The 16325-nt window shown below is 34.0% G+C and carries 16 protein-coding genes; 7 read left to right on the forward strand and 9 right to left on the reverse strand.

Annotated features, from left to right (window positions below; all coding sequences use genetic code 11):
* Positions 1 to 98 precede the first annotated feature (98 nt).
* From fmt to ACGLWY_RS14925, 3 genes are read right to left on the reverse strand one after another with little or no spacing between them, the layout of a single operon-like run.
* Positions 99 to 1046: a methionyl-tRNA formyltransferase gene (fmt, locus tag ACGLWY_RS14915; protein ID WP_396620466.1), complete on the reverse strand. Its 948-nt coding sequence runs from the start codon at positions 1044 to 1046 to the stop codon at positions 99 to 101.
* A complete protein-coding gene (locus ACGLWY_RS14920) occupies positions 1043 to 2947 on the reverse strand; it encodes an ATP-dependent DNA helicase RecQ (protein ID WP_396620467.1) in 1905 nt (634 codons plus the stop codon). Before ACGLWY_RS14920 ends, fmt begins: the two co-directional genes overlap by 4 nt.
* Complete coding sequence (locus tag ACGLWY_RS14925) at positions 2948 to 3487, reverse strand: AAA family ATPase (RefSeq protein WP_396620468.1); 540 nt, start codon at positions 3485 to 3487, stop codon at positions 2948 to 2950.
* Positions 3488 to 3647: 160 nt separating this feature from the next.
* On the opposite strand from ACGLWY_RS14925, the gene ACGLWY_RS14930 reads away from it, so the two are divergent.
* The 6 genes from ACGLWY_RS14930 to ACGLWY_RS14955 all read left to right on the forward strand — a co-directional run bounded on the left by ACGLWY_RS14930 (position 3648) and on the right by ACGLWY_RS14955 (position 8306).
* Entirely contained in the window at positions 3648 to 4073 is a 426-nt protein-coding gene (locus ACGLWY_RS14930) for a transposase (RefSeq protein ID WP_396620469.1), read from the forward strand.
* Complete coding sequence (locus ACGLWY_RS14935; protein WP_396620470.1) at positions 4070 to 4885, forward strand: transposase; 816 nt, start codon at positions 4070 to 4072, stop codon at positions 4883 to 4885. Before ACGLWY_RS14930 ends, ACGLWY_RS14935 begins: the two co-directional genes overlap by 4 nt.
* Positions 4886 to 5119: 234 nt before the next feature.
* Positions 5120 to 5413, forward strand: coding sequence for a DUF493 family protein (locus ACGLWY_RS14940; protein ID WP_396620471.1), 294 nt, complete (start codon positions 5120 to 5122; stop codon positions 5411 to 5413).
* Between the two features lie 35 nt (positions 5414 to 5448).
* Entirely contained in the window at positions 5449 to 6141 is a 693-nt protein-coding gene (locus ACGLWY_RS14945; protein WP_396620472.1) for a DUF4290 domain-containing protein, read from the forward strand.
* 6 nt (positions 6142 to 6147) lie between these two features.
* Positions 6148 to 7458 carry a UDP-N-acetylglucosamine 1-carboxyvinyltransferase gene (gene murA, locus ACGLWY_RS14950; RefSeq protein ID WP_396620473.1) on the forward strand — a complete coding sequence of 437 codons (1311 nt, stop codon included), beginning with the start codon at positions 6148 to 6150 and terminating at the stop codon, positions 7456 to 7458.
* A 191-nt stretch (positions 7459 to 7649) separates the two neighbouring features.
* Positions 7650 to 8306 (forward strand): acetyltransferase, encoded by a 657-nt coding sequence (locus tag ACGLWY_RS14955; protein WP_396620474.1) that lies wholly within the window; start codon positions 7650 to 7652, stop codon positions 8304 to 8306.
* Here the strand turns inward: ACGLWY_RS14955 and ACGLWY_RS14960 are convergent, their stop codons facing one another.
* The 4 genes from ACGLWY_RS14960 to ACGLWY_RS14975 form a co-directional block, all read right to left on the reverse strand.
* Complete coding sequence (locus ACGLWY_RS14960; protein ID WP_396620475.1) at positions 8307 to 9611, reverse strand: cryptochrome/photolyase family protein; 1305 nt, start codon at positions 9609 to 9611, stop codon at positions 8307 to 8309.
* 9 nt (positions 9612 to 9620) lie between these two features.
* Entirely contained in the window at positions 9621 to 10091 is a 471-nt protein-coding gene (locus ACGLWY_RS14965; protein WP_396620476.1) for a cell division inhibitor, read from the reverse strand.
* A gap of 6 nt (positions 10092 to 10097) precedes the next feature.
* On the reverse strand, positions 10098 to 10559 hold the full coding sequence (locus tag ACGLWY_RS14970; protein ID WP_396620477.1) for a TspO/MBR family protein: 462 nt from the start codon (positions 10557 to 10559) through the stop codon (positions 10098 to 10100).
* 115 nt (positions 10560 to 10674) lie between these two features.
* Positions 10675 to 11199, reverse strand: a complete 525-nt coding sequence (locus tag ACGLWY_RS14975) for a glutathione peroxidase (protein ID WP_396620503.1) — start codon at positions 11197 to 11199, stop codon at positions 10675 to 10677.
* Between the two features lie 445 nt (positions 11200 to 11644).
* Here ACGLWY_RS14975 and ACGLWY_RS14980 point away from each other — a divergent pair, with 445 nt between their 5' ends.
* A complete protein-coding gene (locus tag ACGLWY_RS14980; protein ID WP_396620478.1) occupies positions 11645 to 12496 on the forward strand; it encodes a DUF2911 domain-containing protein in 852 nt (283 codons plus the stop codon).
* A gap of 90 nt (positions 12497 to 12586) precedes the next feature.
* Here ACGLWY_RS14980 and ACGLWY_RS14985 read toward each other — a convergent pair whose 3' ends face one another.
* Both ACGLWY_RS14985 and ACGLWY_RS14990 read right to left on the reverse strand, forming a co-directional pair.
* Positions 12587 to 13813 carry a hypothetical protein gene (locus ACGLWY_RS14985; RefSeq protein WP_396620479.1) on the reverse strand — a complete coding sequence of 409 codons (1227 nt, stop codon included), beginning with the start codon at positions 13811 to 13813 and terminating at the stop codon, positions 12587 to 12589.
* Entirely contained in the window at positions 13806 to 16271 is a 2466-nt protein-coding gene (locus ACGLWY_RS14990) for a DUF2339 domain-containing protein (RefSeq protein WP_396620480.1), read from the reverse strand. Before ACGLWY_RS14990 ends, ACGLWY_RS14985 begins: the two co-directional genes overlap by 8 nt.
* Between the last annotated feature and the right edge of the window lie 54 nt (positions 16272 to 16325).

A 16325-nucleotide genomic window follows, 5' to 3' on the forward strand; every position in this document is an offset into this window, starting at 1 on the left:
CAAGGGAAATACGTAGTATTGTTGATAAATTAGTGCTTTTGTTAATAAAGAACCCGTGTTTTATCGATGAAATTAGATTATATCAATGATAATAAGGGTTAGCGCATTTTTGCATTGGTTTCAAAAGCATAACCATTTAAAAGTGATTTTGTGTCCATAGTACGTTTACCAGGGAGTTTAATTTCCTTAATAATGATGTAACCTTTTGATACGGCAACCTTTAATTCTTTTTTTGTTGAAATAATGGTTCCAATACTATAGTTATGTGATGTGGATTCTTTATCTGCTGCATAAATTTTTATGTCTAATGTATCATTTCCATTAATTAAGATACACCACGCAGCAGGGTAAGGACTTAACCCCCGAATTAAATTGTAAATGTTTTCCAATGAATCGTTCCAATCAATTTTACAATTATCCCTATCCAGTTTATACGCGGTTTTAATATCAGACGATTCTGTTTGTGGAACGGTTTTAACCAAATTTTGCTGTATTAATTCCACGGTTTTTAAAACCAATTCGCTACCAATATGCATTAACTTATCGTGTAAACTACCTGCATTTTCTTCTGGGTTTATAGCAATAGAGTCTTGAAGAATCATATCGCCAGTATCAATTTTTTCATCAATAAAAAAGGTTGAAACGCCTGTTTTTGTTTCACCATTAATAATAGCCCAATTAATGGGTGCGGCACCCCGGTAGTTTGGTAATAATGAAGCGTGCAAATTAAAAGTACCATATTCAGGCATTTGCCAGACAACTTTTGGTAACATTCTAAATGCTACTACAATTTGTAGGTTGGCATGGAGTTGCTTTAGCTCATTTAAAAAATCGTCATTTTTTAAATTGGTTGGTTGCAAAACGTTTAGGTTTTGAGATACAGCGTATTGTTTTACGGCACTTTCGTTTAGTTTCTGCCCGCGTCCCGCTGGTTTATCGGGTGCTGTAATAACACCTACAATGTTATAATTATTCTTGACTAAAGTTTTTAATGTGGCTACTGCAAAATCTGGCGTGCCCATAAATACAATTCTTAAATCCCTCATAAATGGCTTAATTTATATGTGTTTGTTGGTGTTATTGATATGATATCGTGCTCTAAAAGTAATTTTAAAACGTTTTTTAATTCGGTTTCAGTACAATTTAAGGCAGCAATCATGTTTCTTGACGAATGGTCGCCGGTTTCCAACAATTCTATAATACGTTTTTTAATGAAATTGGCGTCTTGTGGCTTTACCGTTTTTTTAGTACTTGTACAAACCGAGCATATACCACACGGTTTAGCATCTTTCTCACCAAAGTAAGCAAGTAATTGTATGCTTTTACATACTGAATCATTTTCAACATAAGCAAGCATAGACTTAACTTGTTGCTGTTTTAATTCATTTTGTTGTTCGATGATGGATGCGATCCGATTGATGGTTTTGTCATCTTCACGCGGTTCAATAAAAGTAACTTGTGCATCGGTCTTTGCTAAATGTAAATTTATGACTTCATCACTTTCTAACTTTTGAAGAACCTGGGTTACCACGTTTTCTGTTGTTGAAGCTTTTTCAGCAATTTTAGATAAATCAATTTTGCTGTCATGGTCAAAAATACCACCATACATGCGAAGCATTGATTTTACTATTAAATTGAAATTAGTATGATTTTCTAAATAACTAAAAAGTGTAGCGCTTGATATGATAAATTGCACCGAAACCTTATTTTTAAATTGTTTTGATAAGGTGATAACACTATTTCGATCTAATAAAAGTAACGCATTATATGCCAAAACGGTACTAAAATTATAGGTTCTACAAAAGGAATTAAAATCGAAATCAAAAGTTTCGTATTCACCTTCACCGTAGGATATTTGAAAATAGCTACACAGTTTCCTATAAACTTGTTTCACAAAATCAACCGTTGGCAGTACATTTAAAAACTGATTTTTAACCAAAACTTCGTCGCTATTGTTCTTCAAAATAACAGCAAAAGCCTTGTCGCCATTACGTCCCACACGTCCTGCTTCCTGAAAATAACTTTCAATGCTTTCGGGTAAGTTTAAGTGGATTACCGTTTTAACGTCGGGTTTGTCTATTCCCATTCCAAAGGCGTTGGTGGCAACCATAACCTGTTTTTTATTTTGTACCCAGAGTGCCATGTTCGTGTCTTTTTCAGCATTTGTTAAACCACCATGGTAATGGGTAGCTGATATGTTTTTTGAATTTAAAAATGTACTAACATCTAAAGTTAATTTTCTGTTACGAACGTAAATAATGGAGGATTCTTTATATTTTTTTAAAATGGTCTCTATGCGATAATACTTGTCGTTTTCATGATACACCATATAGCCCAAATTGGGTCTGGAAAACGATTGTTTAAATATTTTGGGCTGAATAAAATCGAGTTTTTTTATAATATCATTGACTACTTCGGGAGTTGCCGATGCTGTTAAAGCCACCACATTGACCGAAGGTTGTAATTGGCGCAATAGTGCGATGTTTTTATATGCCGGTCTAAAATCGCTGCCCCATTGCGAAATACAATGCGCTTCATCTACGGCAATTAAATTTACGTTCATTTGCCTGATGCGTTCTTTCACAATTTCTTGTTGTAAACGTTCGGGCGATAGATATAAAAACTTATAATTGCCATAAATACAATTATCTAAAAGTGTATCTAGCTGACTGTAAGTAATGCCACTTGTAAGCGCCATGGCTTTTATGCCTTTATCATTAAGTTGCTGTACTTGGTCTTTCATTAAGGCTATTAACGGCGAAATAACCACACAGATACCTGATTTTACTAAAGCAGGAATTTGAAAACATAATGATTTTCCGCCACCGGTTGGTAACAGTACAAATGTATCTTCCCCTTCAATTACGGCATTTACAATAGCTTCTTGTTCGGGACGGAATTCGGTAAAATTCCAATAGCGTTCCAATATGTTTATGGGTTGTTCCATTTATAGCTTTAACACTTTTAAGATGTAATCTGTTCGGTCTGCTATGGTGCCAAAAGGAACATCTATTAAACTGTAATTGAATTGTTGGTAAGTGTTTAGTAAATGATCGTGAATTTCCAAAGCTTGTTCAAAGCTTTCGTAACGTTCATTATCGCTTGTGTAAATAGTTTCCCAAGGCTTTAAAACAAAAACAGTATCATATACTGCATTTTTACAGGCATCTATAAACGACTGGGGATAGGTGTCGCCAATATAATTCATATATGCCAGTACATCTGGAAGGCCTCTGTCAAAGAAAATAATATCTGTTTGTAATGTGTTGGCTTCTTCAAATTGTTGTTGCCTGCCTTTTAAGAGTAGATCGCTGAACAGCAATGGGTTGTTTAAAAACAATTGGTCAATGCCTTCTTTTTGGGCGTCTAAGGTTACCTGACGCGAAATTTCTTCAAGACAGGTGTAACCACGATTGATTAATTCGTTTATTAAAGTCGATTTTCCTGTGCCAGGTCCACCAGTTATTACAATTTTTCTTGTGTTCAAAAGTGAAAATTTAGCTGTAAAATTAAGAATTATCAATTAACAATTAGCAATTAACAATTAACAATTATCAATTATCAATTAGCAATTGTACGTTGACGATTAACCTGTAGGGTACTGAAATAAGTTGACCATTTTAAGGGGTTTTAAACAACTCAGTATTATGGCAAATATAAAAGATTTTTCCAATGAGCCTTCCCAGCGAATAAATCGTTATTTTAGTGAAGCCTTTAAGCGTAAAAAGGTTCGGGAAATAGAGAAGAACATATCCACCGTTCTGGAAGTCAGCAGGGAATACGATGTGTCCACCACTGCAGTATATAAATGGCTGTATAAGTATTCCCGTAATCGCAAGCGAGGAGTAAAACAAGTAGTAGAGCTAATGAGTGATACCCGTAAAATACAGGATTTAAAGGCCAGGATCCGTGAACTGGAACAAATGCTCGGGCAAAAGCAGTTCGAGATTGAGTTCAAGAGCAAGATGATCGATATTGCCGAAGAGATGTACGATATCGACATTAAAAAAAAACTTGGTTCCAAACCGTTACCTGGTTCTGGCTCCATAGGGAAAACCACCGGTGGAAAATGAACCAGATCTATCGTTGGCTTGGCACCACCAAGCAAAATATCCATCAGCGGCTCAATAGGGAACTGAAGAGGTCCGGTGAGGAAGAACAGATAAAGGTGATTCTGCTCCAGATAAGGGAAGACCATCCGGAGATGGGCTGTAAGGCTCTTTATAGAAAGGTAAATCCGCAGACAATGGGCAGGGATAGGTTCTTTGGTTTTTATCGTAATTATGGATTTAGGATAGCTCCAAAAAAATCCTTTAAAAGGACAACAGATAGCAGCGGAGTCATTCGATTCCCCAATCTGGTCACGGGTCGGGAGTTGACAGGTGTAAACCAGGTCTGGGTGAGCGATATAACCTATTATGAAATGAACGGTAAGTTTTACTATCTCACCTTTATTATGGATCGGTACTCCCGAAGGATAATTGGTTATAGCGCAAGTAATACCCTTAGTACGGAAGGCACTACCATACCAGCTTTAAAAATGGCTTTAGCCCGCATAACAGATAACCAAGAGGCAAAGCCCATTATCCATTCCGATGGTGGAGGACAGTATTACAGCAGGAAGTTCATAGAGCTCACAAACGGACGCCTAAGAAATAGTATGTGTAAAAACGTATACGAGAACCCACATGCCGAAAGGATTAACGGGACAATTAAAAACAGCTATTTAAAAGGCTATGGCCCCATAAGTTTTGGTGATCTCACAAAAAAATTAAATAAAGCCGTTTACATGTATAATTATGAAAAAAGCCATAGCTCCATAAGTCATTATACCCCTGTAGCCTTTGAACGAAAATTAAATAAAGAATTAGTAACTTTGAATTAAATTAATCATTAACCAACTCCGTAAAACGGTCAATCCTATTTAGGACTCTACAACCCCAGAACCTTGAACCCAGAACCTTGGACCCAGAACCTGGAACCCAAAACCCAAAACCCAAAACCCAGAACCCAGAACCCAGAACTCCACCCGACGCAGGAGGAGAACACTCAAATTTTAATAGTGTTTATTTTTTATAATGTGTCTACTAAACGTATATTTGCAGTATATAAAAGTATTATGAGTACATCTCCAAATTCGGATGAATTTTACGAAAAATTAAAAGCACAGTTATACGACACGACTAATTGGCCTTCAGAATATTTATATAAGTTTATTGTAAAATCGGATGTAGCTAATATCGCTAAGGTAGAAGCAATATTTGATAATATGGGAGCTGTGATACAAACTACCGAATCAAAAAACGGTAATTACACGAGCATTTCCATAAATATTTTGTTGAGGGATCCAGATGCTGTTATAGAAAAGTATAAAGAAGTTGCAGAAAAAGTCGAAGGCGTAATAAGTCTTTAGTTTTTTTTTGTATTTTGCGCAAGCATAACCACTACATGCAGTTAACACATAACTCTACACAAATTATTTTGACAATAGACGAATTAGAATACAACACAGAGCGTGAGCATTTAATCATACCCGAATACGGACGCCACATGCAGAAAATGATTAATTACGCTAAAACCCGTGAAACCAAGGAAGAGCGTAATAAAGTTGCTAGAGCCATTATTTCGGTAATGGGCAATATGCAACCCCATTTAAGGGATGTTCCTGATTTTCAGCATAAACTTTGGGATCAGCTTTTTATAATGGCTAATTTTGAATTGGATGTTGATTCCGATTACCCAAAACCAACAAAAGAACTTCTTGAGGAACGCCCAGAGCCTTTAAAATATCCACAAAATTTTCCTAAATACCGTTTTTACGGAAACAATATTAAAACCATGATTGATGTTGCTAATACATGGGAAGATGGCGAACTTAAAGAAGCTTTGACCTATACTATAGCCAACCACATGAAAAAGTGTTTTTTAAATTGGAATAAAGACACGGTTGAAGATGATGTGATTTATGGTCATTTATACGAGCTTTCTGGTGGTAGAATAAACTTAAAAAATTCGGAAGAAGACCTATCAGACGCTACTAGTTTAATGCGAACCAAAACGAAGTTTACAAACAATAACAGTAGCAAAAAAGGTGGTCATCATAAAAAAAACACTTCTACTCACAAAAGAAAACGCTTCTAAGAATATATGGGAACATTTAAAATTGAAGGTGGACACCAATTAAAAGGTAGTATACAACCACAAGGTGCAAAAAACGAAGCACTACAAATTTTATGTGCGGTTTTATTAACCCCGGAGTTGGTGACTATTCATAATATCCCAGATATTGTTGATGTTAATAAACTTATTAACTTATTAAGAAAACTAGGTGTTAAAATTGAAAAATTAGCACATGGTACCTATACCTTTCAAGCCGATGAGGTTAATTTAAAGTACTTAGAATCGGATGAATTTAAGATTGATGGTCGAGGTTTACGAGGATCGATCATGATTGTTGGCCCATTATTGGCACGTTTTGGAAGGGGGTACATTCCTAAACCAGGAGGCGATAAAATTGGTCGACGTAGGTTAGATACCCATTTTGAAGGTCTTATTAATTTAGGTGCCAAATTTAGATATAGTAAAGAAGAACAGTTCTATGGTGTTGAAGCTGAAAGACTAAAAGGCACTTATATGCTTTTAGAAGAAGCTTCCGTTACAGGAACTGCCAATATAGTCATGGCTGCGGTGCTAGCCGAAGGTCAAACTACTATTTATAATGCTGCTTGCGAGCCTTATTTGCAACAATTATGTAAAATGCTAAACCGCATGGGCGCGAAAATTAGTGGCGTAGGTTCTAATTTATTAACCATTGAAGGTGTTGATAGTTTAGGTGGTACCGAACATACCATGTTGCCCGATATGATTGAAATTGGTAGCTGGATTGGACTTGCTGCTATGACCAAAAGCGAACTGACTATTACCAATGTATCTTGGAACGATTTAGGTGTTATCCCAGCGGTCTTTAGAAAATTAGGTATTACGGTTGAAAAGCGTGGTGACGATATTCATATTCCAGCACATACCGATGGTTATGAAATACAGAGTTTTATCGATGGTTCTATTTTATCTATTTCTGATGCGCCTTGGCCAGGGTTTACACCCGATTTATTAAGTATTATTTTGGTAGTAGCAACACAAGCCCGAGGTAGTGTGCTTATTCACCAAAAAATGTTTGAAAGCCGTTTGTTTTTTGTGGATAAACTGATTGACATGGGGGCTAAAATTATTTTATGCGACCCACACCGTGCTACCGTTATTGGTCATGATTTTAAATCGACTTTAAAAGCAACAAATATGACATCTCCAGATATTCGTGCGGGTGTATCGTTACTTATTGCAGCTTTATCTGCAAAAGGAACATCTACCATTCAAAATATAGAACAGATAGATAGAGGTTACGAGCGTATTGATGAACGCTTACGTGCCATCGGAGCTAAGATTGAACGTATAGCGTAGGCTTTTTATTTTCTTTGTTTCTTTGAAGTAAATTGGGGTTATCTTATCGTTATATTGAATTCATCTTGACTTTTTTCAATGTTATTTCATACGATACAAGAATCTTTTTTTAGTTGATTAATATCATATTTTATATGTTTTGCAAAGTATAATTTTGAAAATAACGTTTACCGTTAATTTAAAATCATAGCATGGCATTAAAAAAATCAAAAACAGTAAGATTATTTGGAGCTGGTGGTCATTCTCAGATCATAAAGCTAGTTTTACAGGAAAATAATCATAAAGTATCAGATGTTTTTGATGATAAACCAGAAAATTGCCATTCTTTCTTTAAGAGTATCACAGTAGGAGACCGAAGCAAATATGATGCGTTAAGTGATGATGGAGACCCTTTTATTATTGGTATAGGAGATAATTTTCAACGGGCTGAAGTAGCAAGGTTTTTAAAAAGTGATTTTGAGACAGCCATTCATAAATCGGCTATTATTGGCAACAATGTAGTTATAGGTAAGGGAACCGTTGTCTATGCTGGAGCTGTTATAGGACTAAATTCAATAATAGGAAACCATGCGATAATCAACACATCAGCTAATGTGGGTATTGATAACAAGTTAGAAGATTTTGTTCATATTTCTCCAATGGCTGCCTTATGTGAATCGGTCGAAATTGGTGAAGGCTCACATATTGGCGCAGGGGCTATTGTAATGCCAAAAGTAAAAATTGGTAAATGGTGTACCATAGGTGCTGGTACGGTTGTTACAAAGGATATTAAAGACTATTGTGTGGTTGTGGGCAATCCTGAAAGAACTATAAGGTCTAATGAATTTAACTTACTAAACAAAATATAACTAACTTAAAGCAGCTTTATAAACCTGTAAGCAGCGTTCTCTGGCAAATGTATGGTCAACAATAGGAGTGGGATAGTTTGGCTCTTGAAAGTTGGGACACCATTGTTTTATGTACTCTAAGTTTTTATCAAACTTTTCTATTTGTGTGGTTGGGTTAAAAATCCTGAAATATGGCGCAGCATCTACACCACAACCAGCTACCCATTGCCAGTTACCAATATTACTCGCCATGTCGTAATCATGTAGTTTTTTAGCAAAATAGGCTTCACCCCAACGCCAATCAATGAGTAAATGTTTGCATAAAAAACTGCCCGCTAGCATGCGTACACGGTTGTGCATAAACCCTGTTTGGTTAAGTTGGCGCATGCTGGCATCTACCAGTGGATACCCTGTTTTACCTTCACACCACAGCTCAAATTCGGTTTTATTGTTGCGCCATTCAATGCGGTCATACTTTGGTTTAAAACTTTGTGTTGCGGTATGTGGAAAATGCCATAAAATTTGCATAAAGAACTCACGCCATATTAATTCTTGCCAAAAAACCTCGTTGGTTTCTGCAATGGCTTTAGCTACCATTTTTCTGATACTTACGGTACCAAAACGTAGATGCGGACCCAGTTTGGATGTGGCATCTTGAGCAGGAAAGTTTCGCAGAGCTTCATAGTTTTGTATCAACTCAGAATCGACATGATATGGTTGCACTTTTTGATTGGATACTTCAAAGCCCATATCAGATAAATTGACATTAGCTAAATCTGTTATTTGTATAAAGTTTTGAAGTAAATTTTCAGAAGGATAATGTTCGAAAGTTGAAGTTTTAAATGCCTCTTTCCAAGCTTTCATGAATGGCGTATAAATCACATAAGGCAAACCATCACTTTTTGTTACTTCATTTTTCTCAAAAACAACTTGATCTTTATAAGTATGAAAAGCAATATTTTGGTCTTTTAAAAATCGACCAATTTCTGTGTCACGTTTTAAAGCATAAGGTTCGTAATCATGATTGGTGAAAATCGTCTCAATGTTATAATTTTCTATGAGCTGTTTATAAATTTCTAAAGGCTTTCCAAAATACAGAGCCAAATGACTACTATATTTAGTTTGAAGTGTTTTATTTATATTTTGAAGTGTTTGATGAATGAATGTTACTCTAGCGTCGTCTTTTGGAAGTTTCTTTAAAATCTCCGTATCAAAAATAAAAACAGGAAGCACGGGACGGTTTCCGCTTAAAGCTTTAAATAACCCATGGTTATCATCCAGTCGTAAATCACGACGAAACCAGAATATGTTGATGGTTTGTTTCATTAAAAACCGCTATTTGTTTGTGTAAATGCCAAATAATTCTTCTAACTTTTTAGTTCTGTAATTAAAGATTTCTTCCAATTTTGGTTTAACTAAGATAGGGTGTACTAGTTGACCAAGAAATCCAAAAGGTACTTTGTAATCTATAATATCTTCCATTTCCACACCGCCTTCAATTTCCTTTATAAAATGTTTGTGATGCCAAAGTGCATAGGGACCAAAACGTTGCTCGTCTACAAAATAATGTTTGTCTCTAACATGTGTAATTTCAGTGACCCATGTTGTTTTAATCCTTAAAACCGGGGTTACAATATACTGAATGATTTGTCCTGAATACATGGGTTTGTCTGCTCCCGACATAATATGAAAGCCCATGTAATCGGGCGTAATGGTTTTTAGGTTTTCGGGGTTTGATAAAAAATCCCAGGCTTGTTCGATAGAGATTGGTAGATTTTGCTTTTTGTGGAGTGTGTAGATTTTCATAGATGTTTAATTATACACTAAAATATATGCATTTAGTGAAGTCGCGATGCATAACCAAATCAGGTAAGGCAAAATCAGTAAATGTTTGACTTTTAAATCGGTTCTAAAATTGAAAAAGAGTATAGCCACCACAATAGTTAGTGTCGCAATGATTGCCAAACCCAATCCTACCAAATGCTGGTTGAAAAACACATAATTCCAACTCACATTGAATAACCATTGTATCACAAATAAACCGATGACTCGCTGCGTTGGTTGTTTGAGATACAAATAGCTCATAAAATACGAAAAGCACAGCATGATGGTTGTCCAAGCGACACCAAAAACCCAACCTGGTGGCGTCCAAGGAGCTTTGTTTAAGTTAATATACCAATCAGTTTGTGGGCCATTATTCATGAGCCAACGTCCCAATGCCAAGGCACCAAAATTGAGAATTAAAAAAATGAAGAGTGTTTTGGTAAATTTCATTTTGATGATTGAATGCCTTTTGGTTATTTAAAATTTCTAGGTTCTGAATGATAAATGCTTGATGACTTTTTGAAATTTTTTAGCTTCTGTGTTTTTTTAAATACCAAACATAGGCCTATTTTAAATGATTCGTGATTTTTGAACTTAAAGGCGTTGTTGTTGATAGGTAGTAATCTACGTAATAGCCTTTTTCGTCCACTAAGTACTTTTGAAAATTCCATTTCACAGAGGTATCTTGGTTACCATTTAGTGACTTTTGAGTCAACCAAGCATACAACGGATGTTGCTTGCTACCTTTTACATCTACTTTTTCAGTAATTAAAAAAGTAACACCATAATTTTTTTGGCAAAACGATTTGATGGTTTCTGGACTTCCTGGTTCTTGACCACCAAACTGATTACATGGTACGCCAATAATCATTAATTTATCTTTATAGGTGTCATAAAGTTTTTGTAATTCTTCATATTGCCCAGTAAAACCGCATTCGGAAGCGACATTGACAAACAGTATTTTTTTGCCTTTATAATTTGATAATTGAATAGCTTGCCCGTCAATATCATTGATATCAATATCATATAAGGGTTTGGTTGGCGCCATTTGTGCCGACGATTTAGTGAAAAATGATAGAATGAAACACATAGCTAAGGTTTTTAAAAGAGTCATAATTGAAAATGTTTAGATTTTAAAGATACTAATATCACAGCCATTTGTATTGATGGATTTTCTAAAAAGTTGTAAAAACGATGCATGAATCAATTTTATTTAATTGATATACAGAATCATAAGTTTTTAAAGTTGTTTATTGCTATATCTTTAGATTTTAAATCGAACATTAAATGATACAAACCAAAAAAAGTTCGATTCATGTAAACATTCTCTTTTCACTATGATTTTAATTGTTTGTCAAAAATACAAAATGTTTAATAAATATTATTAAAAGTTAAACAAAATTACTGGAAATAAGGAGATTATTAATATTGGTATTAAAAGGATATATATATTTAATTTAAGCTTTTGTTAACATTTTGGGAAATAGTATTGATTAATTTTATGAAAACTATTAAAACCTAAAATAATATAGAAGATGAAAAAATTACTATTAATTTTATTAGCAATAACAGCTGCTTTTTCTGTTAATGCCCAAATTACAACCCCACAACCAAGTCCGTTTAGTAAACTGGAGCAAAAGGTAGGATTAACCGATATTACTTTAGAATACTCAAGACCATCTATGAGAGATCGGGTTATTTTTGGAGATTTAGTGCCTTACGGAACGCTTTGGCGTTTGGGCGCCAATGCTAATACGAAGATTACTTTTAGTACTGATGTGACCATTGGGGAGAATAAGGTAAAGGCAGGGACTTATGCTATTTTTGCTACTCCAAAAGAAACGTCTTGGAACGTGGTGTTTTATGATGATGCATCAAATTGGGGCACCCCACAAAAATGGGACGACTCTAAAGTTGTTGCTATGGTAAATGCCGAAATTTATCCGATGCCTGTTAAAATTGAAACGTTTACCATGACTTTTGATGATTTAACCAATAGTTCTGCTGTTTTAGGTATGCTTTGGGAAAGTGTTTATGTAGGTGTGAAAATTGAAGTGCCAACAGATGAAATGGTTTTGACCAGTATTAATGAAGCGATGAATGGTACACCAACTGCTAATGATTATTATGCTGCTGCCGTTTATTATTTACAAGAAGGAAAAGATATTAAACAAGCAAAAACATGGATTGATAAGGCTATCGAAATGGCAGGAGATAAAGCTCAGTTTTGGCAGTTAAGACAACAGTCGTTAATTTATGCGAAATCGGGTGATAAAAGTGGAGCCATTGCCGCTGCCAAGAAATCGTTGGCTGCTGCTGAAGCTGCAGGAAATGCCGATTATGTTAAAATGAATAAAGACTCGCTTAAAGAGTGGGGAGCTATGTAGTTTAGAAGGTTAGAACGCTTCGCTTTTAGAGATTTAGACTTTTAGAGAGGCTCATTTAAGCCAAAAAACCTAATAAGATGTTTAATCTTGTTAGGTTTTTTGGTTTTTCAAATCTTTTATTAAACCTAAAGCAAAATACCCAATTACTATAATGGCTAATAAAATACAAATCCACATGAAGGTATTGGTTTGCCAAAATGATTTATTGTTTATTGAAGATTCATTTTCAGTATTTATTTTACGGAAATTAGTAATAATTGCTTGAGGTAATCCTGAACTAAAATTGGATTTAAAATTAATCAAATCATATACTGGTTTATGCAATGTGGTGTCAATAATAGCTTCATAAGTTTCATTATGTTGCAAATTGCAAATGACATAAAGCGGTTTTTGATAAAATTTAATCTGTTTGATATTTAGTGGTGGATTATCATTGTTTTCAATCTCAATTATAATTTCTTTTTCAAAAACATAAGGTAATTCAAAGATATTTTGAGTACCGGAATGCAGTTCAAAATTAAATACATGATCCTGGTAGTTCTCTGTTCTTTTTTTGATGGTTTGGGTTTTATTTACCAGAATTTTTGCTTTGCGTAAAAAAACATCATTTTCAATATTAAAAGCCATGCTTTCAATATGTTGTGGGGTATGGAAAGTAACAGTTAATTGTGTGGTCTTATTCTCTTTATCGGTACTGTTTTTTATTTTGAAATCGGTAATTTCTATTTGAGGCGCTGTGGCATACAAATGATTATAAAGACCAATATCTAAAATTTGAAGTGGTAGTGATTCTTTATTGCTAAATTCAAATTTTAAGAAAGCATAATCATTTAAAGGAAATGGAAAGGTTTGTTCAACTGTTGTTTTTTCTGCTTCATTCAAGCCATAAAATAATTGATTTGTAGATAACCCATACCATTCCTTTTTATCATTGCTGCCACTTATGCTATAGTTTTTTTTAACTTTTGTATTGGCGATTTTAAACGTAAAATGATTTAGTTTTAGCTTTTTTTTATTCTCAATTATAATGGAAGAAACGGAGTCTTTTGCATTATTTACAGATTCAAAATGAAATGGCATATATGAAGACTGTATTGTGCTTTCATCATTTAGCAATACATAAGGCACTTCGTTTTTTTTACTATCTAATATTCTAAAATAATTGGTGTTTGATAAACTTGCTGAACGAACTTCTGGTGATAGCAATATTTTGTGAAATCCGCTTTGTTTTATTTCTGAAATAGTTCCTTTAAAGTTTTGGGAAACCATGGTTGCCGTTGATAGCAGTAGGAATATGTTAAGCAGCTGTTTATACATTGACATTGGGGTTTTTAGGAGCATCGGTATCTACAACTAGTTTTTTAATTTTTTGATATACAAATGAAATAACCAAAATAAGCACACCCAAAAGTATAAAGGCAATGATTTTTCCTGTTTCGGATACATTATTAATATCATAAACAAAAAGTTTTATTATAGTAATTCCTAAAAGCGAAAGCGCAATAATTCGCAATTGTTTCCATTGCCTTTTTATTCCAATAATTAGAAATATGAAAGATAAAATACCCCACAAAATAGGATAGCCTATTTTTATAATTTGTCGTTTTACAGCGCTGAATTCGTTGTTTATAAAATCTATTTTACCATACTGTGTAGATTTAGAATACATGGTGTTAAGCTCGTTTACATCTACCAATTGAGGAGCGAGTTTTAAACTATGAATAATAACTTCGCTACTAAAAACATAAACAATGGCAAAAGCAAATGCCCAAAGTGCTATTTTTGAACTTAAGAAGTCGAAAACAGGGGGTTCTTTTGAATTTTTTACCAAACAAATCCCAAAATAAACTAAACATGCAAGCAGGATGTAATGGCCTATAAAAGCATAATTGTAATTTAAAGTCAAATTATAATTTACCGTCATTTCGTTTGAAGTAAGCTTATAGAAAAACAAAATGTAAAATGCCATATTGACGATGGCAAGTAGTAAAGCGCCTTTAGTAAAGAGAGTATTTTTATTTTTTAAAGCAAAGAATAATAATATGGCACTAAATACAAAATGATAAACAACCGCGAAAGAAAGAGCGGATGGTTGGTTAGCAATATATTGATAGGATTGGTAACTGACTTCAATAATCCCTACTAAATAGCCAATACCAACAGCTGCAATTAACAGAAGTTTTTTGTAATAAGTGAGGTCTAAATTGAACCCTAAAGCCTTAAAACTTATATTTTCCCTTTTAATAATATAATAGGTGGAAATTAGTGCTGCCAAAACAACGATGCCCGTAATAAATATAGGGTTTAAAATGATTGATAAAGAATCTTCATGACTGCCCATGTATTTTTGACCCCAATCAATTACCAGACTGATTATGCTTAAAAACTGAACTATAATAGCACCCAGTTTAAAGCCATTGATTTTTGATTTTTGCGATAACCAAAACAATAAAACCGCTTCGGCAGCCCAAAATAATGTAATGTAATTTCCTTTAAATTGAATAGGAATTGTTAAGGTTACAAAAGTTAATGTTAAGCCTATAAGAAGATAAATGGCGTTTTTGTCTAACCCAAACTTTTTATAAAGAACAATGGCGTAAATAAGATTGTATAAAGCAAGCGAAAGTGTAAATAACCCTTTTATTTGAAGTTCCCAATCGTGAATGATGGTTATTCCAATTCCGAAGAAAAAGAAGGTATTAGCTATTAGAATTCCATATTCAATCAATGAAAAACTGCCTTTGTTTCTCAAATTATTTAAAACAACAGTGATGCTGAAAATAAAATAGAACAGTGTAGCAAATGCTAGCGCACCACCATGTGGTAATGTGTCATCGATGAGTTCTTTTACAACCCACGAAAAGAAAAGTAAGGTGGTAAAAAGGAATGATAATATGGTAACGACATGCCATTTTTTAAAATACGAAATAGCTAAAATACCAATGTTTAAAATAGCGATATATGTGAATAATACGATGTAATTACCACTTCCGGTGCTGACCATAAAAGGCACTGCAAATCCGCCAATTAATGATAAAATAGCAAGCTCTTGCCTGTTGTAAGCCACCGAAATAAAAACACTAAAGGCTGTAATAATTACCATAATTATAAATGCCACTGTTTGATTGAATAAGTGGTATTCATGAAATGCAATGGCAATGGTGAAATAAAATATACTAATAGCCCCAGCAACCATTACCGAGCTGAAAGCTGCATAGTTTTTTTTGAGTTTATGAGCAATGGCCATAACCAAAGAGCCACATAAAATACCAATGCCGACCCGAGCATATTCATTAATCCAGTTTTTATCAATAGCATATTTTACAAAAAAACTAATGCCTAAAACTAAAATTAGAATCCCGATTTTATTAATAAGATTTTCACCAATAAATTTTTCTAAATCAGGGTTGTTTTCTTTAAAAGATTCAAACCATGATTTATTTGGTGTTATGGGTTTTAAAGGTTCGGTAACTGGTAAAGGCTTTGGCACCGAAAGAGGTCTTGAAACAGTATCAGTAATTATTGCTTTTGGTGGTGTGGTAATTGGCTTTTGTTCAACTGGTTTGATTATTTCTGGTTCAACTTTTGGAGTTGGTTTTACTTCTTCTTTCGGTTTAATCCCCAGGTTTTCTAGTGATGATATTTCCTTTCTAAGCTGATTTAGTTTTTGATCAATACCATTTATGGAATGGTTTATTTCTTTATAATGTGAATTATTCTTTGAAAGAATAATAATGACTAAGATCAGGATAATTATAATTAGAAAACCCTCCATAATATTTCATTAATTAAAAATCAAATATAATCTATTTTTTACAAAATAAGAGAT

Source organism: Mariniflexile sp. HMF6888 (assembly GCF_044335535.1).
In the GTDB taxonomy this organism is placed as follows: Bacteria; Bacteroidota; Bacteroidia; order Flavobacteriales; family Flavobacteriaceae; genus Mariniflexile.